22 protein-coding genes are annotated in these 26,152 nt (G+C 71.2%); 10 read left to right on the plus strand and 12 right to left on the minus strand.

Annotated elements, in window-relative coordinates; all coding sequences use genetic code 11:
* Nucleotides 1–201: 201 nt before the first annotated feature.
* A complete protein-coding gene (locus tag ACF08B_RS06940; RefSeq protein ID WP_392316422.1) occupies nucleotides 202–531 on the minus strand; it encodes a hypothetical protein in 330 nt (109 codons plus the stop codon).
* A gap of 141 nt (nucleotides 532–672) precedes the next feature.
* Between ACF08B_RS06940 and ACF08B_RS06945 the strand changes: the two genes are divergently transcribed.
* Together ACF08B_RS06945 and ACF08B_RS06950 are read left to right on the plus strand one after the other, a co-directional pair.
* Nucleotides 673–1,857, plus strand: a complete 1,185-nt coding sequence (locus ACF08B_RS06945) for a pyridoxal phosphate-dependent aminotransferase (RefSeq protein WP_093476075.1) — start codon at nucleotides 673–675, stop codon at nucleotides 1,855–1,857.
* Between the two features lie 91 nt (nucleotides 1,858–1,948).
* A complete protein-coding gene (locus tag ACF08B_RS06950) occupies nucleotides 1,949–3,151 on the plus strand; it encodes a hypothetical protein (RefSeq protein WP_392316423.1) in 1,203 nt (400 codons plus the stop codon).
* 12 nt (nucleotides 3,152–3,163) lie between these two features.
* Here the strand turns inward: ACF08B_RS06950 and ACF08B_RS06955 are convergent, their stop codons facing one another.
* Nucleotides 3,164–3,694: a YbjN domain-containing protein gene (locus ACF08B_RS06955; protein ID WP_093476076.1), complete on the minus strand. Its 531-nt coding sequence runs from the start codon at nucleotides 3,692–3,694 to the stop codon at nucleotides 3,164–3,166.
* Between the two features lie 139 nt (nucleotides 3,695–3,833).
* Nucleotides 3,834–6,431, minus strand: coding sequence for an ATP-dependent chaperone ClpB (clpB, locus tag ACF08B_RS06960; protein ID WP_392316424.1), 2,598 nt, complete (start codon nucleotides 6,429–6,431; stop codon nucleotides 3,834–3,836).
* A gap of 101 nt (nucleotides 6,432–6,532) precedes the next feature.
* Between clpB and ACF08B_RS06965 the strand changes: the two genes are divergently transcribed.
* Nucleotides 6,533–6,946, plus strand: coding sequence for a pyridoxamine 5'-phosphate oxidase family protein (locus tag ACF08B_RS06965; RefSeq protein ID WP_093696985.1), 414 nt, complete (start codon nucleotides 6,533–6,535; stop codon nucleotides 6,944–6,946).
* Nucleotides 6,947–7,139: 193 nt separating this feature from the next.
* Here the strand turns inward: ACF08B_RS06965 and ACF08B_RS06970 are convergent, their stop codons facing one another.
* Complete coding sequence (locus ACF08B_RS06970; RefSeq protein WP_073887645.1) at nucleotides 7,140–7,475, minus strand: hypothetical protein; 336 nt, start codon at nucleotides 7,473–7,475, stop codon at nucleotides 7,140–7,142.
* 292 nt (nucleotides 7,476–7,767) lie between these two features.
* Here ACF08B_RS06970 and ACF08B_RS06975 point away from each other — a divergent pair, with 292 nt between their 5' ends.
* The 3 genes from ACF08B_RS06975 to ACF08B_RS06985 are packed head-to-tail and all read left to right on the plus strand — an operon-like array spanning nucleotide 7,768 to nucleotide 10,788.
* Nucleotides 7,768–8,784 carry a helix-turn-helix transcriptional regulator gene (locus tag ACF08B_RS06975; RefSeq protein ID WP_392316425.1) on the plus strand — a complete coding sequence of 339 codons (1,017 nt, stop codon included), beginning with the start codon at nucleotides 7,768–7,770 and terminating at the stop codon, nucleotides 8,782–8,784.
* A gap of 4 nt (nucleotides 8,785–8,788) precedes the next feature.
* Entirely contained in the window at nucleotides 8,789–9,814 is a 1,026-nt protein-coding gene (locus ACF08B_RS06980; protein ID WP_392316426.1) for a LuxR C-terminal-related transcriptional regulator, read from the plus strand.
* Nucleotides 9,811–10,788, plus strand: coding sequence for a helix-turn-helix transcriptional regulator (locus ACF08B_RS06985; protein ID WP_392316427.1), 978 nt, complete (start codon nucleotides 9,811–9,813; stop codon nucleotides 10,786–10,788). The genes ACF08B_RS06980 and ACF08B_RS06985 overlap by 4 nt, the downstream gene beginning before the upstream one ends.
* Here ACF08B_RS06985 and ACF08B_RS06990 read toward each other — a convergent pair.
* The 7 genes from ACF08B_RS06990 to ACF08B_RS07020 all read right to left on the minus strand — a co-directional run bounded on the left by ACF08B_RS06990 (nucleotide 10,751) and on the right by ACF08B_RS07020 (nucleotide 18,963).
* Nucleotides 10,751–11,794 carry a LuxR C-terminal-related transcriptional regulator gene (locus ACF08B_RS06990; protein ID WP_392316428.1) on the minus strand — a complete coding sequence of 348 codons (1,044 nt, stop codon included), beginning with the start codon at nucleotides 11,792–11,794 and terminating at the stop codon, nucleotides 10,751–10,753. The two genes, ACF08B_RS06985 and ACF08B_RS06990, sit on opposite strands and share 38 nt — an antisense overlap.
* A gap of 391 nt (nucleotides 11,795–12,185) precedes the next feature.
* Entirely contained in the window at nucleotides 12,186–13,292 is a 1,107-nt protein-coding gene (locus tag ACF08B_RS06995) for a sugar ABC transporter substrate-binding protein (protein ID WP_392316429.1), read from the minus strand.
* 389 nt (nucleotides 13,293–13,681) lie between these two features.
* Entirely contained in the window at nucleotides 13,682–14,134 is a 453-nt protein-coding gene (locus ACF08B_RS07000; RefSeq protein WP_351844589.1) for a heat shock protein transcriptional repressor HspR, read from the minus strand.
* Between the two features lie 5 nt (nucleotides 14,135–14,139).
* Nucleotides 14,140–15,309 carry a molecular chaperone DnaJ gene (gene dnaJ / locus ACF08B_RS07005; RefSeq protein WP_093476089.1) on the minus strand — a complete coding sequence of 390 codons (1,170 nt, stop codon included), beginning with the start codon at nucleotides 15,307–15,309 and terminating at the stop codon, nucleotides 14,140–14,142.
* Between the two features lie 39 nt (nucleotides 15,310–15,348).
* Nucleotides 15,349–16,008, minus strand: coding sequence for a nucleotide exchange factor GrpE (gene grpE, locus ACF08B_RS07010; protein WP_392316430.1), 660 nt, complete (start codon nucleotides 16,006–16,008; stop codon nucleotides 15,349–15,351).
* Nucleotides 16,005–17,849 carry a molecular chaperone DnaK gene (gene dnaK, locus ACF08B_RS07015; RefSeq protein ID WP_073887634.1) on the minus strand — a complete coding sequence of 615 codons (1,845 nt, stop codon included), beginning with the start codon at nucleotides 17,847–17,849 and terminating at the stop codon, nucleotides 16,005–16,007. The genes grpE and dnaK overlap by 4 nt, the downstream gene beginning before the upstream one ends.
* A gap of 94 nt (nucleotides 17,850–17,943) precedes the next feature.
* Nucleotides 17,944–18,963, minus strand: a complete 1,020-nt coding sequence (locus ACF08B_RS07020) for an MraY family glycosyltransferase (protein WP_392316431.1) — start codon at nucleotides 18,961–18,963, stop codon at nucleotides 17,944–17,946.
* Nucleotides 18,964–19,174: 211 nt separating this feature from the next.
* Between ACF08B_RS07020 and ACF08B_RS07025 the strand changes: the two genes are divergently transcribed.
* Nucleotides 19,175–21,454 carry a (Fe-S)-binding protein gene (locus tag ACF08B_RS07025; protein WP_392316432.1) on the plus strand — a complete coding sequence of 760 codons (2,280 nt, stop codon included), beginning with the start codon at nucleotides 19,175–19,177 and terminating at the stop codon, nucleotides 21,452–21,454.
* Nucleotides 21,455–21,530: 76 nt separating this feature from the next.
* Here the strand turns inward: ACF08B_RS07025 and ACF08B_RS07030 are convergent, their stop codons facing one another.
* Complete coding sequence (locus ACF08B_RS07030) at nucleotides 21,531–21,857, minus strand: antibiotic biosynthesis monooxygenase family protein (protein WP_392316433.1); 327 nt, start codon at nucleotides 21,855–21,857, stop codon at nucleotides 21,531–21,533.
* A 144-nt stretch (nucleotides 21,858–22,001) separates the two neighbouring features.
* Between ACF08B_RS07030 and ACF08B_RS07035 the strand changes: the two genes are divergently transcribed.
* The 3 genes from ACF08B_RS07035 to ACF08B_RS07045 all read left to right on the plus strand — a co-directional run bounded on the left by ACF08B_RS07035 (nucleotide 22,002) and on the right by ACF08B_RS07045 (nucleotide 26,099).
* Complete coding sequence (locus ACF08B_RS07035) at nucleotides 22,002–23,288, plus strand: FG-GAP repeat domain-containing protein (RefSeq protein ID WP_392316434.1); 1,287 nt, start codon at nucleotides 22,002–22,004, stop codon at nucleotides 23,286–23,288.
* A 195-nt stretch (nucleotides 23,289–23,483) separates the two neighbouring features.
* On the plus strand, nucleotides 23,484–24,965 hold the full coding sequence (locus ACF08B_RS07040; RefSeq protein ID WP_392316435.1) for a VCBS repeat-containing protein: 1,482 nt from the start codon (nucleotides 23,484–23,486) through the stop codon (nucleotides 24,963–24,965).
* A 108-nt stretch (nucleotides 24,966–25,073) separates the two neighbouring features.
* Complete coding sequence (locus ACF08B_RS07045) at nucleotides 25,074–26,099, plus strand: Yip1 family protein (RefSeq protein WP_392316436.1); 1,026 nt, start codon at nucleotides 25,074–25,076, stop codon at nucleotides 26,097–26,099.
* Nucleotides 26,100–26,152 lie beyond the last annotated feature (53 nt).

Here is a 26,152-nt window from a genome sequence, read left to right on the forward strand (position 1 = left end):
CTGCGTTGGCGAGTTAGAGGGAATCATGAAGACAGGCGACGCCACAGCGTTTTTACCCAACTTCGTGCGGTTTCCATCCCTCAGAGGGCTCCACAGCTCAACTGTTCAACAACGGCGTGCGCCGGGCGCGCCACCCGAACGGGTGAGAGCCCGCCGGACGTCCTCCTCCGGCGGGCTCTCGGTGAGCTCAGCTGCCCCGTGTCAGCTGCCTCCCCCGCATCCGCCCCCGCCGCACGACGAACCGCCGCCGCAGGACGAACCGCCCCCGCACGAGTGGCCGCCACCGCAGGAGTGGTGACCGCCGCCGTGCCCCCCGTGGCCCCCCGACGACGACCCGAAGTCGGTCGCGCCGCCCCAGGCCCACCAGCTGTTCCCGCTGTCGTGCGACGACGATGACGACGACGAGCGGTTCCGCCCGCCCCGGCCGCTCTTGCCGAGCGAGACCCCGGCGTGCCGGTTCCGGCGGGACCGGCCCGCCACCGCCGCGAGGACCAGCACCGCGACCACCGCCAGGATGATGCCGAACTCCATGGCGCCACCCTCCTTCCGTTCCCCCGAAGCGGCCCCCCGTGGGCGCCTCGCCCGCTGCCGTGTCCGCCGCGGTGACCGGGGGATGCCCGGCCGCCCGAGGGCTCAAAGCAGAGTTGAGGAACTCCAGAGCTTGGGCGGAGGATGGCCGGCATGACCTCCACCGCGCGTCCCTTCCTGAACCGCCGTCTCGCCGAGTTCGGGACGACGATCTTCGCCGAGATGTCGGCCCTCGCCGTGGCCACCGGGTCGATCAACCTGGGACAGGGCTTCCCGGACACCGACGGGCCCGAGGAGGTCCGGGAGGCCGCCGTGCGGGCGCTGCGCGACGGGCGCGGCAACCAGTACCCGCCGGGTCCCGGCATCCCCGAGCTGCGCTCCGCGATCGCCGCGCACCAGCTGCGCCGCTACGGGCTGGCGTACGACCCCGACACCGAGGTGCTGGTCACGGCGGGTGCCACGGAGGCGATCGCGGCCTCGCTGCTGGCGCTGCTCGAACCGGGCGACGAGGTCGTGGCACTGGAGCCGTACTACGACTCCTACGCGGCGAGCATCGCGATGGCGGGCGGCACGCGGGTGCCGGTCACCCTGCGGCCGCACGACGGCGGTTTCCGCCTGGACCTGGACGAGCTGCGCGCGGCGGTCACCGGCCGCACCCGGCTGCTGCTGATCAACACCCCGCACAACCCGACCGGTACGGTCCTCACCCGCGAGGAGCTGGCCGCGATCGCCGAGCTGGCGGTGGAGCGCGACCTGCTCGTGGTGACCGACGAGGTGTACGAGCACCTGGTCTTCGACGACGCCGGGCACCTGCCGCTCGCCACGTTCCCCGGGATGCGCGAGCGCACCGTGAGCATCGGCTCGGCCGGCAAGACCTTCTCCTTCACCGGCTGGAAGGTCGGCTGGGTGACGGCGGCTCCGGAGCTGGTCACGGCGGTGCGCTCGGCGAAGCAGTTCCTGACCTACGTCTCCTCGGGGCCCTTCCAGTACGCGGTCGCCGAGGCCCTGGCGCTGCCCGACTCCTACTTCGAGGACTTCCGCCGGTCCATGCGGGAACGCCGGGACATCCTCGCCGAGGGGCTGACGGCGGCGGGCTTCGAGGTCTTCAGGCCGGCCGGCACCTACTTCGTCACCACCGACATCCGCCCCCTCGGCGAGAAGGACGGCTTCGCCTTCTGCCGGGCCCTGCCCGAGCGCGCGGGCGTGGTCGCGATCCCCAACGCCGTCTTCTACGACGACCGGGAGGCGGGGGCGCCGTTCGTGCGGTTCGCCTTCTGCAAGCGGGAGGAAGTGCTGCGGGAGGCGGCACGGCGACTGCGGGCCATGTGAGCGGGTCCTGTACGCGACACAGGTGAACCGGTGACGCACTCGGCCGCCGGGTGTTCGCATCGGCGGCCGGGCCCTTGCAAGGTGCGGTGGTGTGACGCACGCCAGCACCGTCCTCGCCCCGCCCGCCGCTCCGCCCGTCGTCGCACCCGCGCCCCCGCCCCCGAGGCGCGGCGGGCCGTCCTTCCGCAGGGCGGCCTCCGTCGCGGTGGGCCTGTTCCTCGGGGTGCGGCTCGTCGGCACCCTGGTGCTCGCCCTCGTCGGGCAGGCGGGCGGCCGACACCCCCTGACGCTGCTCGGCCGGTCCTGGGACTCGGTCTGGTACCTGGGGATCGCCGTGCACGGCTACGGCCGCCTGCTGCACCTGCGCGCCACGGTCGTCAGCGACCTGGCGTTCTTCCCGCTGTACCCGGCGCTGGTGCGGGCGGTGACCGCGCTGACCCCGCTCGGCGGGATCGGCGCGGGACTGCTCGTGTCGTGGACGGCGGCCGCGGTGGCCGCCGCCGGGATCTACGCCGTCGGCGCCCGGCTGTACGGCCGGGCCGTCGGCACCGTGCTGGTGCTGCTGTGGGGGCTGCTGCCGCACTCGGTGGTGCTGTCGATGGCGTACACCGAGCCGGTGCTGACCGCGTTCGCGGCCTGGTCGCTGTACGCGGTGCTGGCCGGCAACTGGGTCTGGGCGGGCACGCTGGCGGCCTGCGCGGGCCTCGCCCGGCCGAACGGGTTCGCGGTCGCCGCCGCCGTGCTGGCCGCGGCCGGCGCCGCGGTGTGGCGGCGCCGCGGCCGGGTTTCCCCCAGGCTGTGGACGGGCGCGGCGCTCGCCCCGCTGGGCTGGACGGCGTACGTCCTCTGGGTCGGCGGGCGCACCGGGGACCCGCTGGGCGGCTATTTCGAGGTGCAGCGGCGCTGGGGGTCGAGGTTCGACCTCGGTGAGGGCTCGCTGGACATGGTGCGCCGCGCGCTGCTGCACGCCACCAAGTTCGCCTTCCCGGTGACGCTGGTCCTCGTGGCCGTCGCGGTGGTGCTGTACGCGCTCGTGCTGCTGGAGCGGGTGCCGCTGCCCCTGTCGGTGTACAGCGGGGTGCTGCTGCTCGTCGTGATCGGCGGCTCGGGGTTCTTCGAGTCCAAGCCGCGGTTCCTGCTGCCGGCGTTCCCGCTGCTGCTGCCGCTCGCCCGGGCGCTGGTACGGACGGCGAGAGCCCGGCCCTGGCACGCGACCGTGGTGGTCGCGGCCCTGGCCGGGCTCGGCTACGTCTACGGCGCGTACCTGGTCGTGTTCGGGCGCGCGCCTCTGTGACGTCCGGCGGAGCTACTCTCCGTCGTCCTGCTGCTCTTCTGCCTCGTCGACCTCCTGCTCGATGCCGAGCTGCTCGACGAGCCACTTGTCGAACTCGATGGCGGCCCGCACCCAGCTGACCGTGGACGAGACGAAGTGGTTGATGTCGACGCCCGTGCCGATCAGCATCTGGGCCTCGCCGATCAGCCGGACCGTGCCGTCGTCGTGGGTGTGGGTGTAGACCTTGGGCCACAGGGTGCGGCGGTTCCAGTCGTCGACGGACTCCAGCAGCTGGGGCTTCTCGTCGATCTTGTGGGGGCGGTCGTAGAAGGTCCGCACCGAGAAGACCGCCTGCTCGGCCTCTCCACGGAACATGAAGTACGTGCGGAACTGCTCCCACGGAGCCGCGAGGTCGCCCTCCTCGTCCACGACGTACTTCAGCTCCATCTGGTCGAGGAGCTGCTTCACGAGGTCCTGATCCGGGACGACGGGGCCCGCCGGCCCTTGGGGCTGCGGCTCTGGCTGGCCCCCGAAGTTCGGAATCGAGGACGGGTCGATGCTCACCGTGTTTTTCCCTTCATGCGGATTCCGTCATCCTCCCCCATGCGGGGAGGGGGGTGGCAAGCCCCGGCCGCCCCGTGTCAGCCCAGGGCTTACACGGGACGCACGCGCACCGGGGCGCCCCGCGTCCGCGTACCCCCGGCTACAGGGTCTTCCCGGTGTCCGGGCCGACCAGCAGGCCGTCGCCGAAGCGGTCCACGCGGACCGTGTCGCCGTCCTTGATCTCGCCGGAGAGGATCTCCTTGGCGAGCCGGTCGCCGATGGCGGTCTGGACGAGGCGGCGCAGCGGCCGGGCGCCGTACGCCGGGTCCAGGCCCTCCTCCGCGAGCCAGGCCAGCGCCTCGGGGGTGATGTCCAGGCTGAGCCGGCGCTCGGCCAGCCGCCGGCCGAGCCGGTCGAGCTGGAGGGCGGCGATGCGCTCCAGCTCGGGCTTGGTCAGCGCCGAGAAGACCACCAGGTCGTCGAGCCGGTTGAGGAACTCCGGCTTGAAGGAGGTCCGGACCACCTCCAGCACCTGCTCCTTCTTCTCGGCCTCGCCGGTGAGCGGGTCGACCAGGAACTGGCTGCCCAGGTTGGAGGTGAGCACCAGGATGGTGTTCCGGAAGTCGACCGTGCGGCCCTGACCGTCCGTCAGGCGGCCGTCGTCCAGCACCTGGAGCAGGACGTCGAAGACCTCGGGGTGGGCCTTCTCCACCTCGTCCAGCAGCACCACGCTGTACGGGCGGCGGCGGACGGCCTCGGTGAGCTGGCCGCCCTCCTCGTAGCCGACGTACCCGGGGGGCGCGCCGACGAGCCGGGCCACGCTGTGCTTCTCGCCGTACTCCGACATGTCGATGCGGACCATGGCCCGCTCGTCGTCGAAGAGGAAGTCCGCGAGCGCCTTGGCGAGTTCGGTCTTGCCGACACCGGTCGGGCCGAGGAAGAGGAAGGAGCCGGTGGGCCGGTCGGGGTCGGCGATGCCGGCCCGGGAGCGCCGTACGGCGTCGCTGACGGCGCGCACGGCCTCGCTCTGGCCGATGAGCCGCTTGCCCAGCTCGTCCTCCATGCGCAGCAGCTTCTGCGTCTCGCCCTCCAGCAGGCGGCCGGCCGGGATGCCGGTCCAGGCGGCGACGACGTCGGCGATGTCGTCGGAGCCGACCTCGTCCTTGACCATGGTGTCCTTGGCGGCCTCCTCCTCGGCCTCCGAGGCGGCCTCCAGCTCCTTCTCCAGCTCCGGGATCTCGCCGTAGAGCAGCTTGGCCGCGGTGTCGAAGTCGCCGTCGCGCTGGGCGCGTTCGGCCTGGCCGCGCAGGTCGTCCAGCCTCTCCTTCAGCTCACCGACCCGGTTGAGGGACTGCTTCTCCTTCTCCCAGCGGGCGGTCAGGCCGCGCAGCTCCTCCTCCTTGTCGGCGAGGTCGCGGCGCAGCTTCTCCAGGCGTTCGCGGGAGGCCGGGTCGGTCTCCTTGCCGATCGCCAGCTCCTCCATCTTCAACCGGTCGACGGCGCGCTGGAGTTCGTCGATCTCGACGGGGGACGAGTCGATCTCCATGCGCAGCCGGGAGGCGGACTCGTCCACCAGGTCGATGGCCTTGTCCGGCAGGAAGCGGGAGGTGATGTAGCGGTCCGAGAGGGTGGCCGCGGCGACCAGCGCGCTGTCCGCGATCTGCACCTTGTGGTGGGCCTCGTACCGGCCCTTGAGGCCGCGCAGGATCGCGATGGTGTCCTCGACGGTCGGCTCGGCGACCAGCACCTGCTGGAAGCGGCGCTCCAGCGCCGGGTCCTTCTCGATCCGCTCCCGGTACTCGTCCAGCGTGGTCGCGCCGACCATGCGCAGCTCACCGCGGGCCAGCATGGGCTTGAGCATGTTGCCCGCGTCCATGGCCGAGTCCCCGCCGGCGCCGGCGCCGACCACCGTGTGCAGCTCGTCGATGAAGGTGATGATCTGGCCGTCGGAGTCCTTGATCTCGGCGAGGACGGCCTTCAGCCGCTCCTCGAACTCGCCGCGGTACTTGGCGCCGGCCACCATCGCGCCGAGGTCCAGCGCGACCAGCCGCTTGTCCTTCAGCGACTCGGGCACGTCACCCTTCACGATCCGCTGGGCGAGCCCCTCGACGACGGCGGTCTTGCCGACGCCCGGCTCGCCGATGAGCACGGGGTTGTTCTTCGTGCGGCGGCTCAGCACCTGCACCACCCGGCGGATCTCCTGGTCCCGGCCGATGACCGGATCCAGCCGGCCCTCGCGCGCGGCGGCGGTGAAGTCGGTGCCGAACTTCTCCAGGGCCTTGTACTGGCCCTCGGGATCGGCGGTGGTCACGCGGCGTCCTCCCCTGGCCTTCCGGAAGGCCTCCAGCAGCTTCTTCGCATCTGCGCCCTGCCCTTCGAGCATCTCGCCGGCCGCGCCGCCCTTCGCGGCGATGCCGATCAGCAGGTGTTCCGTGGACAGGTAGTCGTCACCGAGGTCCTTCGCGCGCTCGCCGGCGTCGGCGATCACGGCCAGCAGGTCGCGGTTGGGCTGCGGCGGCGCGACCGTGGAACCGGTGACGCTGGGCAGCCCGGCCAGGATCCGCTCCGTGCCGGAGCGTACGGCGGCCTGGTCCGCGTCGACGGCGGCCAGCAGGTCGGTGATGTTCTCGTTGTCCTGCCCCTGGAGCAGGGCCAGCAGCAGGTGGGCGGGGGTGAGGTCCGGGTGTCCCTCGGCCACGGCGCGGTTGCTCGCGGCGTTGATCGCGTCCCGGCTCCTGTTGGTCAGCTCGGCGTCCACGTGTCCGTACTCCTCCTCGGCCTCTCTCCACTGCTGACTACATCAGCGTACACAAAGTTGAGTCGATTCCACTCAAGGTGCGGTGGGGTTAGCTTTCGGGCATGACGACCCACTCCGTAGATCCGACTGCCCCGGACGAGCCGTACCTCGCCTTCTGGCGCGAACGGCATCTGTGCACACTCACCACGCTCCGGCGCGACGGCAGCCCGCACGTGGTGCCGGTCGGGGTGACCTACGACCCGGGGGCGGGGCTGGCCCGGGTGATCGCCAACGGGTCGAGCGCCAAGGTCGCGCACGTGCTGGCGGCCGGGGCGGAGGGCGCCCGGGTGGCGGTGTGCCAGGTGGACGGCCGGCGCTGGGCGACGCTGGAGGGACGCGCGCACGTGCACACCGAGCGGGAGCGGGTGGCGGAGGCGGAGCGGCGGTACGCCGAACGGTACGAGCGGGTGCCGTCGCCGAACCCGGCGCGGGTCGTGATCGAGATCGCGGTGGAGAGGGCACTGGGGCACGGGTGACGGGAGTGCACGCGCGTCCGGCCGCGGCTGGGGCCGGCCCCAGCCGTCGTACGGCTGATTTCAGCCAGGGTGGAGACCCGCCGATAGCGTGAAATGTCCCCGCAAAACTGCAGCGGCGTCACCGTGTTCAGGTCACGGTGACGCCGCTGCGGGGGGAAGCGCCTGAGCGATCTTTTACGACGGGGGAATCGCGTCAGGCACTGCGGGGGGTGGCCGAGATGGTCCTCAGGTCGGAGTCCTCCGGCTCGGTCAGCCGGTGGTCCCGCTGGTCCAGGTTCACAAAGATCATTCCGTACCGGATCGCGCAGCGCACCGGCTGGGGCGCACCGCGCGGCTTGCGCAGGCACCGAAACGCCCGCACGTCGCCGTCCTCGTCGCGTGTGACGACGACCGGCTCACCGAAGACGGGCACCATCAGCGAGTCACCACTGTGGGGGATGGCGGTGACCAGGTCGATGAAGTGCCAACCGGATCGGTAGGCGGTGGCCATTTCACGCCGGAAGGAGCGGTCGTCGGGTGGAGTAGTCATAGTCAGTCCCAGACGCTGTCATCCGTGCTGACCGGAGTCTCGACGCCGACAGCGACCGTCCCCGTTGTCCGAGCACCACTCGCCCCGTGACCGTCCCCCTGCACGCCGGAGAGGCCGGCCAACGTTCCGAAGGCCGCAACGGCGGAGAAGGCGGCGACAAGCACCGAGCGAAGCATTCTCTTACGCATAGTCGGCTTCGTCCTCACTTGAAGGTCCCCTCTTCCCCCGTCGAGTAAGACGATGGCTCATTCGGGCACGTCATGACCACACGATCGGTGCATCATGTTCCTGCATGTTCAGGACCCTGGGGGGTGGAGATTTGGCAACAAATGGGACTAAGGCGACACATCCCCACGCGGTTACCGACTTGTGTGAGGAAGGAAACCGCCTCTATGCGACGGCGCTGCGCACCGGACGTATCGCCCGAGCCGATGTCGAGACCGCCCCTTGCCTGATGGAGTTCGCCCTCCTTCACCCCGATCCGGACGACGCCGACTGGCTGCGCCCGGTTCCCCCGACCCTGGTCCTCGCACAGCGCCTCCACCCCCTGGAGCAGGAGATCACCGAACGGCGGCGGCTGTCCGTCGCCCTGGCCGAAGTCTTCGAGCCATTCATGGCCCTCAGCACCGCCCAGGAGAGCACGCCGACCCACTCCATCACGGTCCTGGAGGGACTCGACCGGATCAACGCGGCGCTCGACCTGGCCACGGCCCACTGCCGGACCGAGATGCTCACCGTGCAGCCCAGCGGCCGGCGCCGCCCCGAACAGCGGCTCATCGAGGGGCTCGAACGCGACAAACCGCTGATCGAGCGCGGGGTGCGGATCCGGACGCTCTACCAGCACACGGCCCGCTACAGCCCCGACCGGCTGGCCTACGTCGACCACTTCGCCAACGGCAAGGTGGAGTACCGCACCATCGACGAACTCGTGGACCGGCTCATCGTCTGCGACGAGACCGTCGCGTTCATCCCCATCCAGGACGACCGCCAGGTGGCCCTCGAACTGCGCCACCCCGGCCTGGTCCGCTACCTGATCAAGGTGTTCGAGTTCATGTGGGACCGGGCGGTGCCGCTCAGCGCCGGAGCGCCCTACGAGACCGCGCCCGACGGCATCACCGACATCCAGCACTCCATCGCCAAGCTCCTCGTCGAGGGCTACGTCGACGAGGCCATCGCCCGCCGTCTCGGCATGAACGTGCGCACCTGCCGGGCCCACATCGCCAAGCTCGCCCAGGCCCTCGGCAGCGGCAGCCGCGCCCAACTCGGCTATCTCATCGCCCAGTCCGGCATGCTCGACCGGGACCACTGACGCGATGGCCGGGCCGGGGGCGAGAGGCACGGAGACGCACCACACCGAGCACGACGCCGACGACCTGTGCGTGGCGGGCACCGCGGTCTACGAACGCGCCCTGCGCGAGGGGCACGTGGGCACCGCGGAGGCCGGGCACGCGCCCTGTCTGCTCGGCCTCGGGCTGCTGCGGCCCACGGCGGAGGACCCCCGGCGCCTGGAGCCCGTCCCGCCGGCCGTGGTGCTGCACCGGCTGCTGCGCGCGTCGGCCGACCGGATCGCCGACGAGCGCCGCCGCGAGGTCCTGCTGGCCGAGGCGTTCGAAACGCTCATGCGCATCGACGGCCGGCGGACCGAGGACGCCGCGGACACCCCGACGCTCCGGGTGCTCAGCGGCACGGCCCGGATCAACGAGGCCATCACGGAGGCCATGGGCGCGGCCCACCGGGAAGTGCTGTGCGTCCAGCCCCACCACGAGCTGAACACCGCGCGCGGCCACGCCTCCCGGCGCACCGCCGTCCCGCGCGACCAGGCCCTGCTGGACCGCGGCGGCCGGATGCGCACCCTGTACCAGCACACCCTGCGCCATATGCCGGCCGTCGCCTCCTACTACGAGCAGCTCACGGGGGACACCGAGGCGCGCAGCCTGGACGAGGTCACCGAGCGGCTGATCGTCATCGACCGCGCGGTCGCCTTCCTCCCGGCGAACGCCGACGGCACCCTCGCCCTGGAGGCCCGGCACCCCGCGCTGATCACGTACTTCGTGACGATCTTCGACCGGCTGTGGCGGCTGGCCACCCCCATGTACCCGCAGGCCGTCCGGCGGCCGTCCGTGGGCGGTGTCACCGCCCGCCAGCGGTCCATCGCCGCGCTCCTCGTCGAGGGCCACACGGACACGGTCATCGCGGAACGGCTGGGGATGAACGTCCGTACCGCCCGCGTCCACATCGCCCGGCTCGCCGCCACCCTCGGCAGCGAGAGCCGCGCCCAGCTCGGCTACCTCATCGGGCGGTCCGGGATGCTCGACCGGCAGGAGGAGACGGCCCGGTGAACCACCGCGAGCACGGCGTCGAGGAGCTGTGCGCGGCCGGCGAGAAGCTCTACGAGCGTGCCCTGCGGGACGGGTACCTGCCCGCCGCCGAGGCCGCCGAGGCGCCCTGCCTGACCGGCCTCGGCCTGCTGCACCCGGCCGTCGACGACCTCGCCCGGCTGGAACCCGTCGCCCCCGCCGCCGTACTGAACCGTTTCCTGCGCACCTCCCGCACCCGGATCGCCGAGGAACGGGGGCGCGAGGACCGGCTGCTGAAGCTCTTCGAACCCCTCCTGCACACCGGCGGGCGGGGCGCGCCCGCCGACACGCCCACCCTGCGCCTGCTCAGCGGCACCGAGGCCATCAACCGCGCGATCGGCGACGCCATGGCGGAGGCCACCAGCGAGGTGTGCTGCGTGCAGCCCAACACCCACTACCACGACGAGCGCGGGCGGATCGCCCAGTCCCGGTCCCTGGAGCGGGACCAGGCGCTGCTCGACCGGGGCGGCCGGCTGCGCACCCTCTACCAGCACACGCAGCGCCATCTGCCGCTCATCCGCGCCCGCTACGAGACGCTGCGCGGGCGGGCCGAGGCGCGCACGCTCGACGAGCTGCCGGACCGGCATATCATCATCGACCGCGCGGTGGCGTTCCTCCCGGCCGACGAGGACCAGCGGCTCGCCCTGGAGGTGCGCCACCCGGCCCTGCTGGGCTTCTTCGGCACCGCCTTCGACCGGCTGTGGCACCTGGCCACCCCGATGTACCCGCAGTCCGTCCAGCCGCCCTCGCTGGGCGGCGTCACGCCCCGGCAGCGGGCCATCGCCGCACTCCTCGTGGAGGGCCACACCGACGCGGTCGTCGCGGAGCGGCTCGGCATGAACGTCCGCACCGCACGGCTGCACATCGCCAAGCTCGCCGCAGCCCTCGGCAGCGAGAGCCGCGCCCAGCTCGGCTACCTCATCGGACGGTCGGGGATTCTCGATCAGGAGCGGTGAAGGCGCCGGCCGCCCGCCCGGGGCGGTGCCCGTCCAGGCCCACCTGGGCGATCCGGACGCCGAGTTGGGTACGGCTGGCCGCGCCGAGCGTCTCCGACAGACGGGCGATGTGGGCCCGGCAGGTGCGCACGCTGATACCGAGCCGCTCGGCGATCACCGCGTCCTGGTGCCCCTCGGCGAGCAGCGCGGCGATGGACTGCTCGCGGTGCGAGATGCCCTCGATGCCGGTGTCGGGCAGCGCCGCGGTGAGCGGGATCGCGAGGCGCCACAGCCGCTCGAAGACCGTCACCAGGTATTCCACGAGGGCGGGATGACGCAGTTCCAGGGCCATCGTGCGGTCGGTGTTGGCCGGGATGAAGGCCACGGTCCGGTCGAAGAGGATCAGCCGGTCGATGACCTCGTCCAGGGTGCGCGCCTCGACCGTGTCACCCATCAGCTCCAGGTAGTTGAGCAGTCCCTGGCCGTGCCGGGCCACATGGGTGTACAGGTCGCGCATCCGCACGCCCCGGCCGCGCAGGGCCAGCGCCCGGTGCAGCCCCTCGGTCAGCTCGGCCTCCCGCCGGATGCCGCCGGGCTGCACGGTGAGCACCTCGGTCGTGCACGCCTCGGTCGCCTCGTCCATCGCGGCCTGGATGCGGGAGAGCCCGTCCAGCACCCGGATGGCACTGCCCTCGGCCGGCGCCGCCAGCGCGTTCAGCTGCCGTCCCAGGCCCGCGTACCACTCGAAAGCGGCCACCGCCGAGCCCACCCGCCGCTGGCTGGCGCTGACCTCGTCGTAGACACCGCGCAGCAGCCTGGTCATGACCTCCTGCGGGGAGGTCGGCACCAGCCAGTCCATGTCGTCGGGATCCGGGTGCAACAGGGCCAGATCCAGCAGGCAGGGCACCTGTTCGGCGTCCGTGCGCCGCACCCGTCCCCGGCGTACGGCGCGCGAGTACACCCGGTCCCCGGCCCCGCACAGCCGGTCGGCACCGTGAGGATGCTCCTCCGCCCCGCGCCCGGCCATCGCCCATTCCACCCCCGGTCGCTGCCACTTCCGCAGCGCAACTATGCGCGGCGTCGACCGGGTCCGCAACACGGCTCCCCCCACGAGGGCCGCCGTAAACCGACGTTATGCCCACGTTTCGTCCAGGCTCCGCACCTCGCATTGCAACAAGATGATGGTGGTGGTCCGGACATCACCGGTGCATCGTTGTTCCCGCTTCCCCCGGGTGCCACGGGCATCCGGAGCGGCCCCGGCCCGGGCACCCCCCGCCCCGCCGGGGCCGCCGCATCGCTCCCACGGGGGTGGTGCGATGCGGGGAGGGCCGCAGGGGCCGGTGCCCGCCCCACGGCTTCGAGCCGTACGACACGGGGTCGTACGGCTCGAGGTCGTGCGGCCGCCGGGCGGCCGGGCGTTACTTCAGGCCGATCGCCGAGCAGGCCGCCTTGTACTTGGCGGTGCAGATGTCGCCGGCGCTGTAGATGCCGTCCGCGATGACGGTGTCCTTGATGTTGTCCTGGGTCAGCGCGCTCACCTGGACCAGCTTGGACGGGATGTCCTTGGCGGTGGGGCTGTCGACCTTGTCCTGGGTGAGGGCGTCGAACTGGATGTCCTTGCCCTGGACCTTGGTGACGGCCATCTGCGCGGCGGCCTCGGCCTCGTCCGGGTAGGACTTGTAGACGCTCATGTACTGCTCGCCGGCCACCACCCGCTGCACCGCGTCGAGTTCCGCGTCCTGGCCGGTGATCGGGGGCAGGTCGGTGACGCCGGCGCTCTTGAGGGCCTTGATGACACCGCCCGCCATGCCGTCGTTGGCGGCGTAGACGGCGGCGATGTTGTTCTTGCCGATCTTGGCGATCGCCTCGGCCATGCGGGCCTCGGCGATCTCCGGCTTCCAGTCCTTCGTGTCGAAGGAGTCCGCGATCGTCACCTTGCCGCTCAGCTCCGACAGCGCGCCCTGCTTGAACTGCTTGGCGTTCGGGTCGGTGGGCGAGCCGTTCACCATGACGATCTTGTCGGAGGTGTCGACGCCCGACCCCAGCGCCGCCAGCAGGGTACGGGCCTGCACCTCGCCGACGAGCTCGTTGTCGAAGGAGATGTAGGCGTCGATCGGCCCCTCGGCGAGACGGTCGTAGGCGATGACCGGGATGCCCGCGTCCTTGGCCTTCTTCACACCGTCGACGACCGCGTGCGAGTCGACGGCGTCGAGCAGGATGACGTCGACCTTGTCGTCGATCATCTGCTGGAGCTGGTCGGCCTGGCGGGTGGCGCTGGCGTCGGCGTTGGCGTACTCCACCTTGCCGTGCTTCTTGGTGAGTTCGGCCACCTTGTTCTTGATGATGGGGTAGTCGAACTTGTCGTAGCGGGTGTTGGCCTTCTCCGGCAGGAGCAGACCCACGGTCACGTCGTCGCCCTTCGTGGGGCTCGCGCTGGCGCCGTCCCCCGTCGCGTCGAGTACGCCGCAGCCGGCGACCGAGAGGATCAACGTGGACGAAGCCACGGATATGGCGATACGACGCATTCGAGGGCTCACTTCAGGTGTGTTCCGGACGTGGGCGCTGCTATACGACCCAGGTGTCTGAAAAGACAACTTGGAGCCGCCCACCGGCGTCAAGCGGAATCACTTAACGAGTGCGCAACACCACGCTCCGCTGCTCCTGTGAAGGGTCAGCGGAATCGCCTCCAAACTCTCTTTACGGACCCTCCATCCAAGCGGAGTTCACGGGAGGGCAAAGACCCGGACAACCCGGGCCGTACGCCCGGGGCCGCGATCCGGGGCCGCGCGTACCGCTTCTCCCGATTCGAGCAGAGGACCGAACGAACCCGGCCACAGCGGCGACCGCCGCCCGGCACGACGAGAGGGGCCCGGACGTCCGGGCCCCTCTCGTCGTGCGTGTCGTGCCGTGCGCGTCAGTCCGACTGCTGCTGTCTCTTGGGCCGCCACACCACCAGCGCGCTGGTCTGCTGGACCTCCTGGTACGGGACCAGGTCACGGCGGTAGGAGGCGTGGACGGCGGCCTCGCGCTGCCGCATCGCGGCCGCCGCGCCGTCCAGGGCCGCCTCCATCTCCGCGACGCGGGACTGGAGCGCGGCGACCTGGTTCTCCAGCTCGATGATCCGCTTGATGCCGGCCAGGTTGATGCCCTCGTCCTGCGACAACTGCTGCACCTGGCGGAGCAGTTCGATGTCGCGGGCCGAGTAGCGGCGGCCCCGGCCCGCGGTGCGGTCCGGGGAGACCAGCCCCAGGCGGTCGTACTGGCGCAGCGTCTGCGGGTGGAGTCCGGAGAGCTGGGCCGCCACCGAGATGACGTAGACCGGGGTCTCCTCGGTCAGTTCATACGGATTACGCCGACGGCCGTCCATCACTCTCAAGCTCCCTTCGCGGCCTCGAACAGCTCCGCCCGCGGGTCCTCGCCCGCGGTCGCCTCGCGATACGCCTCCAGTGCGTCACGAGCCTTCCCCGACAGGTCCGGGGGAACACTCACCTCGACGGTGACCAGCAGGTCGCCGCGGGTGCCGTCCTTGCGGACCGCGCCCTTGCCCCGCGCCCGCATCGTGCGGCCGTTCGGAGTGCCGGGCGGCAGCTTCAGGGTGACGGCGGGGCCGCCGAGGGTGGGAACCCGCACCTCGCCGCCGAGAGCCGCCTCGGCGAACGTGACCGGCACGGTGACGGTGAGGTTGTCGTCCTTGCGCCCGAACACCGGGTGCTCGCCGACGTGCACGGTGACGTACAGGTCGCCCGCCGGGCCGCCCCGCTCGCCGGGCGCTCCCTTGCCGCGCAGCCGGATGCGCTGCCCGTCGGTGACGCCCGCCGGGATGCGGACCTGCATCGTGCGCGACGACTTGGCGCGCCCGCTGCCCTTGCACTCCAGGCAGGGGTGCTCGGCGATCAGGCCGCGGCCCTTGCAGTCGGGGCAGGGGTCGGTGAGCGAGAAGCCACCGCCCGAACCCCGGGCGACCTGCCCGGTGCCGACGCAGGTCGGGCACACCCGCGGGGTGCCGTTCTTGTCGCCGGTGCCGGAGCAGGCCTTGCAGGGCTGCTGGGACGTCATTCGCAGCGGGACCGTCGCGCCCTCGATCGCCTCGGTGAAGCTGAGGGTGACCTCGGTGTCGATGTCCTGGCCGCGCCGCGGCTGGGTACGGGTCGTGCCCGTGCCGCCCCGGTTGAACAGGCCCCCGAAGACGTCTCCGATGCCGCCGCCGAAGCCTCCGCCGCTCTGGGCGTTGCCTCCGAAGAGGTCACCCAGGTCGAAGTTGAAGGAGCCGCCGCCGGCACCCGGCCCCGGGCGGAAGCCGCCGTTGCCGAACAGGGTGCGCGCCTCGTCGTACTCCTTGCGCTTCTTGGGGTCGCCGAGCACGTCGTTCGCCTCGGAGATCTCCTTGAACCGCTCCTCGGCCTTGGCGTTGCCCTTGTTGGCGTCCGGGTGGAACTCGCGGGCGAGCTTCCGGTACGCCTTCTTGATCTCGGCCTCGGTGGCGTCCTTGGGGACGCCGAGGACCTTGTAGTAGTCCTTCTCGATGAAGTCCTTGGTGCTCATCCTCGACGTCCCTCCTCTCCTGCGTCGTCGGTGATTACGTCAGCCCTCCTCCGGGCCACCGTTCTCCTTGTCGTCGCCGCTCGCCGCGGTGTTCTCCTCGGCGCCCTCGCCCTTGACGGTCTGCGCGCCGGGCTGCGGTTCGGCGACGGCCACCCGCGCGGGGCGGATGGTGCGCTCGCCGATGCGGTACCCGGGCTGCAGGATCGCCACGCAGGTCGTCTCGGTGACGTCCGGCGCGTACGAGTGCATCAGGGCCTCGTGGATCGTCGGGTCGAAGGGCTCGCCCTCCTTGCCGAACTGCTGCAGCCCCATCTTCGCCGCGACGGTCTCCGTCGACTCGGCGACGGACTTGAAGCCGCCCACCAGTTCGCCGTGTTCCCGCGCGCGGCCGATGTCGTCGAGCACGGGCAGGAGCTCGGTCAGGAGGTTCGCGATGGCGATCTCCTTGACCGCGATCCGGTCGCGCTCGACCCGGCGGCGGTAGTTCTGGTACTCGGCCTGGAGGCGCTGGAGGTCCGTCGTGCGCTCGTTCAGCGCCGTGCGGACCTGGTCCAGCTGGGCGACCAGACCGGCGTCTGCGGTCGCGTCCCCGGCCGGGGCCGCCCCCTCCTCGGGGGCGGCCTTCGGCTCGGCGTCGTCAGAGGTGGCGCCGGAGGGGACGTCGGGCTTCTCCTCGAAGCCCGGGGTCTCCTCCGTCACGCGGCACCGTCCTTGCGCTCGTCGTCGACGATCTCGGCGTCGACGACGTCGTCGTCGGCCTTGGCCTCGTCGGCACCGGCGGACGCGCCACCCGCGGCCTGCGCGCCCTGGGCGTCGGCGTACATGGCCTGGCCCAGCTTCTGGGAGACGGCGGCGACCTTCTCGGTGGCGGTGCGGATCTCGGCGGTGTCCTCGCCCTTGAGGGCTTCCTTCAGCTCGCCGACCGCGGCCTCGACCTCGGTCTTGATCTCACCGGGGACCTTGTCCTCGTTGTCCTTGAGGAACTTCTCGGTCTGGTAGACCAGCTGCTCGCCCTGGTTGCGGGTCTCGGCGGCCTCGCGGCGGGCGTGGTCCTCCTCCGCGTACTTCTCGGCCTCCTGGCGCATCCGGTCGACCTCGTCCTTCGGCAGCGAGGAGCCGCCGGTGACGGTCATCTTCTGCTCCTTGCCCGTGCCCAGGTCCTTGGCGGTCACGTGCATGATCCCGTTGGCGTCGATGTCGAAGGCGACCTCGATCTGCGGGACGCCACGCGGCGCCGGCGGCAGACCGGTCAGCTCGAACATGCCGAGCTTCTTGTTGTACGCCGCGATCTCGCGCTCGCCCTGGTAGACCTGGATCTGCACGGACGGCTGGTTGTCCTCGGCCGTCGTGAAGATCTCGGACCGCTTGGTCGGGATCGTGGTGTTGCGCTCGATCAGCTTGGTCATGATGCCGCCCTTGGTCTCGATACCGAGGGACAGCGGGGTGACGTCGAGGAGCAGGACGTCCTTGACCTCGCCCTTGAGGACACCGGCCTGGAGGGCGGCGCCGATGGCGACGACCTCGTCGGGGTTCACACCCTTGTTGGCCTCGTTGCCACCGGTCAGCTCCTTGACGAGCTCGGCGACGGCGGGCATACGGGTGGAGCCACCCACGAGAACGACGTGGTCGATCTCGGAGAGGTTGATGCCGGCGTCCTTGATGACGTTGTGGAACGGCGTCTTGCAGCGCTCCAGCAGGTCGGCCGTCAGCTGCTGGAACTGGGCCCGGGTGAGCTTCTCGTCCAGGTGCAGCGGGCCCTCGGCGGACGCCGTGATGTAGGGCAGGTTGATCGAGGTCTCGGTGGACGAGGACAGCTCGATCTTGGCCTTCTCGGCAGCCTCGCGCAGACGCTGCAGGGCCATCTTGTCCTTGGACAGGTCCACGCCGTGGCCGGACTGGAACTGCTTGACCAGGTAGTCGACGACGCGCTGGTCCCAGTCGTCACCACCGAGGTGGTTGTCACCGTTGGTGGCCTTCACCTCGACGACGCCGTCGCCGATCTCCAGCAGCGAGACGTCGAAGGTGCCGCCGCCGAGGTCGAAGACGAGGATCGTCTGGTCGTCCTTGTCGAGGCCGTAGGCCAGGGCGGCCGCGGTGGGCTCGTTGACGATGCGCAGGACGTTCAGACCGGCGATCTCGCCGGCCTCCTTCGTGGCCTGACGCTCGGAGTCGTTGAAGTACGCCGGGACGGTGATGACCGCGTCGGTCACCTTCTCGCCCAGGTAGGACTCGGCGTCCCGCTTCAGCTTCTGCAGGATGAACGCGGAGATCTGCTGCGGGTTGAAGTCCTTGCCGTCGAGCTGGATCTTCCAGTCGGTGCCCATGTGGCGCTTCACCGAGCGGATGGTCCGGTCAACGTTCGTGACCGCCTGGCGCTTGGCGACCTCGCCGACGAGCACCTCACCGTTCTTCGCGAAGGCGACGACGGACGGCGTGGTCCTGGCACCCTCGGCGTTGGTGATGACGGTGGGCTCGCCGCCCTCCAGAACGCTGACGACGGAGTTAGTCGTGCCCAGGTCGATGCCGACCGCACGTGCCATGGTTGATTCCTCCAGCTGACTTGAGTGGAACAGGCTCAAGTGTGCACGAGGAGATTCTCCGGGTCAACAGACCTGAGCCGTACGGACTCAAGTCTTATCCGTTCCTTACACGCAACGGGCCTGTGACCTGCGTCGACGGCGCTCGCCTCGGCGGTCGGACAGGGATCCGAAGGAGTACCAGGACCGCCAGCAGCGCCCCTCCCGCCACCCACAGCGCGGCCCCGTCGCCGGTCCACCCGGTGTGCACGAGCACCCCGACGAGCACCGCCGAGAAGGAGCAGGCGCCCAGCAGCACGACACTCCCCTGCGGGGTGAGCCCGAGCCGCCGCAGCCGGTGCGCGAGGTGGTCCGGCCGCTGCCGCAGCAGCGGACGCCGGGCCACCGCCCGGGTGAGGACCACGAGCACGGCGTCCGCGGCGGCGACCGCGCCGAGGCAGCAGACCACGGCGGCGCTCGGCCCGATCGCGTACCCCGCGCGCGTGAAGACAACCGAGGACGACAGCAGGAATCCGGTGAACAGCGACCCGCAGGCCCCCATGCCGACCCGCGCGGGATGCCAGTTGTGCATCAGGAATCCGGTGAGGGCGGCGGCGAACACGCTGAGCAGCACGGCGAGTCCGTCCATCACCTCGGCGGCGGCACAGGCCCCCGCGCCGAAGGCGGTGACCACCCCGACCGTCCCCGCCAGCCCGTCGGCGTGGTCGAGTCCCCGGAAGGCGAGGGAGGCGACCACGATCCAGACGACGGCCAGCATCCCGCCCGGCACCCCGGTCTCGTCGTACGGCACCACGCAGACCGCCGCCACGGCCGTACCGGCGACGAGCACCCGCGCGCGCAGCCGCCAGACGTCGGCGACCAGACCCAGCGCGGCGACCCCGGCGGCGGCGAGCAGCAGCCGTCCCACGCCGTCTCCGAGCGGGGCGACGCGGGTCCACTCCCCCGTCCAGGCCACGAGACAGGTGACGATCACGACGGCGAGCCCGCCGAGCACCGGAAGGGGCCGCTGCCGGCGGCGGTCGAGGACGCCCAGCCGCAGCGCGGGCGCCCGCAGCAGCGCCGCGAGCACGGCGGCGAGGAGCAGGGCGGCGGTTGCGGCGGCGATCCCGTAGAGCACGGCTCTAAGGTAGGGGCGAATGTATCAATTCGGGATGAATAACACGATCGGATTGCCTGCAGAAGGAGCAGGCAGGTCACCCTCAGCGACTCAGATCACCCCGCGCTCTGCTGCATCCCGTTGGAAGATGGGGGTAGTCTCAGACAGACTGCATAAGTTACCGCTTAGTAATGTCGCTCGGTTAAATTCGAGGCCGCTTCAGGAGCCCCCAATGCAACTCGCCGCGATCATCGTGTCGCTGGTCCTGATCGTGGTCGGCGTGGCACTGTTCGGCCGCGCCCTCCTGCAGATCTACAACTTCATGCGGCTGGGCCAGCCGGTGCCGGCAGGCACGAGGACCAACGACCCCACACAGCGCACCATCACCGTGGTCAAGGAGTTCCTCGGCCACACCCGGATGAACCGCTGGGGCATCGTCGGCGTGGCGCACTGGTTCGTGGCGGTCGGCTTCTTCACCCTGCTGCTGACGATCGTCAACGCGATCGGGCAGCTGTTCGTGGCGGACTGGATCCTGCCGATCATCGGCGAGTGGGCGCCGTACAACGTCTACGTCGAGTTCATCGGCACCATGACGATCGTCGGCATCCTCGTCCTGATCGCGATCCGCCAGCTGAGCCACCCGCGCAACCCGGGCCGCAAGTCCCGCTTCGCCGGCTCCAACTTCGGCCAGGCGTACTTCGTCGAGGCCGTCATCCTCATCGTCGGCGTCTGCATCTTCATGCTGCACGCCCTCGAAGGCGCGCAGCACCACGTGGACGGCTACGAGAGCTCGTTCTTCATCTCGTACCCGGTGGTGAACTGGCTCGAGGGCATGGACGTCTCCACGCTCCAGAACCTCACCTACTTCTTCGCCGGCCTGAAGATCGCGACCTCGTTCATCTGGATGATCACGGTCGCCCTGAAGACCGACATGGGTGTGGCCTGGCACCGCTTCCTGGCCTTCCCCAACATCTGGTTCAAGCGCAACGCCACCGGTGAGACCTCCCTGGGCGCCCTGCTGCCGATGACCTCCGGCGGCAAGCCGATCGACTTCACCGACCCCGGTGACGACGACGTCTTCGGCGTCTCCCAGGTCGAGCAGTTCTCCTGGAAGGGCCTGCTGGACTTCTCCACCTGCACCGAGTGCGGCCGCTGTCAGTCGCAGTGCCCCGCCTGGAACACCGGCAAGCCGCTGTCGCCGAAGCTGCTGATCATGTCGCTGCGCGACAACGCCCACGCCAAGGCGCCCTACCTGCTCGCGGGTGGCGGCAAGACCGTGGAGGGCGAGGAGAAGGCGTCCGAGGAGCAGCTGGCCGGCGTTCCGGCCGCCGCCCTCGCCGAGGCCGAGCGCCCGCTGATCGGCACCGCCGAGGAGAACGGCGTCATCGACCCGGACGTCCTGTGGTCCTGCACCACCTGCGGCGCCTGCGTCGAGCAGTGCCCGGTGGACATCGAGCACGTCGACCACATCGTCGACATGCGCCGCTACCAGGTGATGATCGAGTCCGCGTTCCCGTCCGAGGCGGGCACGATGCTCAAGAACCTGGAGAAGAAGGGCAACCCCTGGGGCCTGGCGAAGAAGCAGCGCCTGGAGTGGACCAAGGAGGTCGACTTCGAGGTCCCGGTCGTCGGCAAGGACATCGAGGACCTCACCGAGGTCGAGTACCTCTACTGGGTCGGCTGTGCCGGCGCCCTGGAGGACCGCGCCAAGAAGACCACCAAGGCCTTCGCCGAGCTGCTGCACATCGCGGGCGTCAAGTTCGCGATCATGGGCGGCGACGAGAAGTGCACCGGTGACTCCGCCCGCCGTCTGGGCAACGAGCCCCTCTTCCAGGAGCTCGGCATGGAGAACGTCGCCGCGCTGAACATGGCCTTCGGTGAGGACGACGAGGACGAGTCGACCAAGAAGCCGAAGGCGGCGAAGAAGATCGTCGCCACCTGCCCGCACTGCCTCAACACCCTCGGCAACGAGTACCCGCAGCTCGGCGGCGACTACGAGGTCATCCACCACACCCAGCTGCTCCAGCACCTGGTGGACGAGGGCAAGCTGATCCCGGTCACCCCGGTCGAGGGCATCATCACCTACCACGACCCGTGCTACCTGGGCCGCCACAACAAGATCTACACGCCTCCGCGCGAGATCATCGGCAAGGTCCCGGGCCTGCGCAACGAGGAGATGCACCGCCACAAGGAGCGCGGCTTCTGCTGCGGCGCCGGCGGCGCCCGGATGTGGATGGAAGAGCGCATCGGCAAGCGCATCAACAACGAGCGCGTCGACGAGGCCCTCGCCCTCAACCCGGACATCGTCTCCACCGCCTGCCCGTTCTGCCTCGTCATGCTGACCGACTCGGTCAACGGCAAGAAGAACGACGGCAAGGCCAAGGAGTCCATCCAGGTCGTGGACGTGGCCCAGCTCCTGCTGGACTCCGTCAGGACCCCGGTCACCGACGACGAGCCCCCGGCGGGCACGGCCGACTCGGAGACCGCCCCGGAACCGGAGCCGGTCAAGTAACCGCCCCCGAGACCCGACAGCGCCCCCTGACCCGCACAGGCAGGGGGCGCTGTCGTGTGCGCGAGGCGCCGGCGCGCTACGCGCCCTTCGGGCCCGCCTGCTGGACCACGTCGAAGGACCACAGCGTGGAGCCGGACGCGGCCGGCCGGGGCCGCTCGGCACCCTCGCCGCCGCCCTGGTGCGCGGTCTTCATCGGTCCCTCCATCCACGCCTGGAACGACTCCTCGTCCCGCCAGCGCGTGTACACGAGGTACTGGTCGGTGCCCTCCACGGGCCGCAGCAGCTCGAACCACTCGAAGCCGTCGGAGTTCTCCACGGCGTGGGCCCGCGAGGCGAACCGCTTCTCCAGCACCTCCCGCTGCTCGGCGGGAACGGACAGCACGTTGATCTTCACTACGCTCATGCCTCCATCCTGGCCCACCCGGCCGCCGTTCTCGGAAGAGCGTCGCCGCCCGCCCGCCCCTGGGGGGCAGGGGTGTCGCCCGTTCTCGAACACGTGCATCATTGCGGGGTCGTGACGGCGGGGCGGGTGAGGTGGACGGTGCGGATGCGGAGCGGCAGAGCGGGTGCGGCGGTCGCCGTCGGCTGTGTGATCGCGCTCGGCGCGTGCGGTCCGGGCGACGACAGCGGGACCGCCCGGCCGGCGGGGACGAGGATCGCCGACGCCCCCGCCCGGCTGCCCGTCCCGCACGGCAGGGGCAGCAAGGTCCGGGACGACTTCAACGGCGACGGTCACCGCGACCTCGTCCTCGACGACCTGGTCAAGGCGCAGAGCCACGCCGACGACCCCGGCATCGGGATCGTGTACGGCGGCCCGCGCGGACTCGCCCCCGGGGCGCGGCAGTTGCTGAGCCCCGGCAAGTACGCCGCCCCCACCAAGGGCAGGCTGCCCGCCGCCTTCGACGCCGAGGAGACCTGCGACCTCGACGGCGACGGCTTCACCGACCTCATCGTCGCGACCGACCCGCCGTACGACGGTCAGGGGCAGCCGCCGGTGCCGCTGCAGATCCTGTTCGGCTCCCCGTCCGGGCTCACCGGGCGCGGGGTGAAGCTCGCCGTCCCGGCCCGCGCCCGCTTCGGCAACGACTGGCCCGACCAGCCGGTGTGCGGCGACTTCGACGGCGACGGCGGCATGGACCTGGTGCTGCACGCGTCCGGGGGACGGCTGTCGTACCTGCGCGGGCCCTTCAGCCGCGAGGGCGCCCCGCACGCGGCCGGCGCACCCCTGCCCGCCCCCGGCGAGGTGCCGGCCGGACCCGCCGTCGACGTGGACCGGGACGGGTACGACGACCTCGTCGTCCGCACCGCGGAGGGCCCCGGCACCGCCGCCGTGGTCCTCGGCGGACCCACCGGACCGGCCCGCACCGGCACCGTCCTGCCCTCGGGCGTCGACGTCGCCCTCGGCCGCTTCGGACACGGCAGAGCGCTGGACGCGGCGGTCGGCGGCATGGCGGAAACGTCCCTGCGCTACGACCTCCCGCTCCCCGCCGCCCGCGCCTCGCTCCCCTCCGCGGGCTCGGTGCTCGACGCCGCCGACTTCGACGGCGACGGCCGCGACGAACTCCTCACCAGCGGCTCCCGGCTGCGCGTCCTGCGCGCCGGTGCGGCGGGCCTGTCGGCACGGGACGCGGTCACCGTCCGGCCGGCCGCGGCCGGGACGACGCGTGTGCTCGCGGCCGGCGACTTCGACGGCGACGGGAAGGCCGACCTGGCGGTGCGGACGTACCAGGGCGAGACGAAGGACACGGTCGCCGTGTACCGGGGGTCGGCGAAGGGACTGCTCGAGACCCGGCCCGCGGTGCGCTTCTCGACCTCGGAGTTCCTCGCGCGGTAGCGGCCCGCCGCCTCCCGCCGGGGCGATCCGGAACTTCCTCGAACTCGCGTACAACCCTGACGCCCCGGCGCGGGTCTCTTGATCGCCGAACGCTCCGTGAACCGCGGGACAACCCACGACGAACCGGGAGCGTCCGCACCCCATCGACTGTGGATGCCCGCCAGGCATCCCCGCATGCCGCAGGAGACAACCCGCATGCACAAGCCACTGCGACTCGCCCTCGCGACGGCCACCGCCGCCGCTCTGACGGGCGGTCTGCTCACCTTCTCCGCCGTCACCGCCACCGCCGCCGACTCCTTCGCTGTCGCCAAGGCCGACTTCAACGGCGACGGCATCGGCGACGTCGCCACCTCGGCGCCGACCGCCTACGTCAGCGGCCTCAAGAGCGCCGGCCAGGTCGTCGTCATGTACGGCACGTCCACCGGCCCCACCGGCGCCGCGCACACCACCCTCAGCCAGAACTCCGCGGGCGTCCCCGGCACCGCCGAGGCCGGCGACGTGTTCGGCGGCGACCTGGCGTACGCCGACTTCAACGGGGACGGCTACGACGACCTCGCGGTCGGCAGCCCCGGAGAGAAGGTCGGCACCGACACCAACGGCGGCACCCTGGCCATCCTCTGGGGCTCCAAGGAGGGCCTGACCGGCAAGGGCGTCACCGTGTCCGACCCGGCCACCTCCTCCCACGACTTCTGGGGCCAGACCCTGGCCGCCGGCGACTTCGACGGCGACGGCAAGGCCGACCTGGCCGTCGGCAGCTCCAGCAGCACCCTCTACCTGTACAAGGGCGGCTTCACCACCGCCGGCGGCTACGGCAGCCGGACCACCGTCAAGCCGCCGATCGAATCGGGCACCAACGACTACCCGTACGGCCCGCTGAACCTCACCGCCGGTGACGTCAACGGCGACGGCCGCACCGACCTCGTGGTCGACGGCTACGAGACGAAGACCCAGTACGGCTGGAACACCAACTACTGGCTGCCGGGCACCTCCAGCGGCCTGAGCGGCGCCTCCGCCAAGACGCTCAAGCCCGGCATCATCACCGCCATCGGCGATGTCAACGGCGACGGCTTCGGCGACATCGTCAGCGGCGCCGACTGGGACGCCAAGACCAGCGACGGCACCTCCATCCCGTACGCCTCCGACGGCGGCAAGGTGAACGTCACCTACGGCTCCGCGTCCGGCCCGGCCGCCACCACCGCCATCACCCAGAACACCGGCGGCGTGCCCGGCACCTCCGAGAAGGGCGACGCCTTCGGCTACGAGCTGGACCTCGGCGACGTCAACGGCGACGGCTACCAGGACCTCGTCGTCAGCAGCCCCCAGGAGAACGTCGGCACCGTGGTCGACGCCGGCAGCGTCACCGTCCTGTACGGTTCCGCCTCCGGCGTGAACACCGCCTCCGGCATGCAGTCCTTCGGCCAGAGCACCGCGGGCGTCCCCGGCACCGACGAGAAGTCCGACCGGTTCGGCGCCGAGGTCAAGCTCGACGACCTCACCGGCGACGGCAAGGCCGACCTGGTGATCGGCTCGTACGAGAACAGCGGCGACGGCTCGCTCACCTACCTGCCCTCCACCGGACAGAAGATCACCACGACGGGCGCGCGCGCCATCGGCCCGTCCGCCCTGGGCGTCTCGACCACCGGCACCCCGCAGTTCGGCGTCGTCATGGCGGACTGAGCCCCCGGCGCCGTCCCGCCGTACGCGGACGGCCCCGGGAACCCCTCCCGGAAAACCCCGACGAACCCCGAGGGACCTGCGGCCGTACCGCTGACGGTCCCTTAGGGGATGTCACAGGTCGGCCGCAAAGCCGGGCCCGGACACCCGGGTCCGGCACGTCGGTCTCCGGGACCAGGTACGTTCGAAGACGTGGCTGGATTCAGGATCGGACGCGGGGGGCGGGACAACCGCACCCCCCAAGGACAGCAGGCGCCGCAGGGACCGTCGTACGGACAGGGACGGCCCGGCGGCCCGTCGCACGGGCGGCAGGGACCGTCGTACGGGCAGCCCGCGGGCCCCTCGTACGGCTACCCGGCGGCACCGCAGCCGCCGTACCCGCAGCAGGGGCAGTCGTACGGGTACCCGGGGCCGGCCGACGACGGCCCGGAGTACTTCGGCGACGGCGGCCACCCGGGCGCGGGACCCGGCGGGCACGACCCGTACGCGGCGAACCAGCCGGGCCACACCCAGGCGTTCTCGGTCGACGAGGCCGCCGGCTACACGCAGGGCTCGACCTACCACGCGGGCTCCGCCGCCCCCGCGGCACCGCTGGGCCCGCCGCTGCACTGGAAGGAACTGCTGAAGGGGATCGTCTTCTCCCCCGGCCCGACCTTCCTGCGCATGCGGGACTACACCATGTGGGCCCCCGCCCTCATCGTCACCTTCCTGTACGGCCTGCTCGCCGTCTTCGGCTTCGACGGCGCCCGCAAGGAAGCGATCGACGCGACGCTGTCCAACGCGGTGCCGATCGTCCTCGTCACCGCGGTCGTGATGGTGCTGGGCCTGTTCGTCCTCGGTGTGGTCACCCACACCCTGGCCCGCCAGCTCGGCGGTGACGGCGCCTGGCAGCCGACCGTGGGCCTGTCCATGCTGATCACGGCGCTCACGGACGCGCCCCGCCTGGTCATCGCCATGTTCTTCGGCGGCGACGCGGGCTTCGTCCAGCTGCTCGGCTGGGCCACCTGGATCGGTGCGGGCGCCCTGCTGACCCTGATGGTCTCCCGCTCCCACGACCTGCCCTGGCCCAAGGCGCTGGGGGCGTCCGCGATCCAGCTGATCGCCCTGCTGTCGATCGTGAAGCTCGGCACGTTCTAGGACACACAGGGCACGTGACAAGGCCCCCGGCACGGCAGCCGGGGGCCTTTGCC

Source organism: Streptomyces sp. NPDC015139, assembly GCF_043079785.1.
GTDB classification, from domain to species: Bacteria; Actinomycetota; Actinomycetes; order Streptomycetales; family Streptomycetaceae; genus Streptomyces; species Streptomyces albidocamelliae.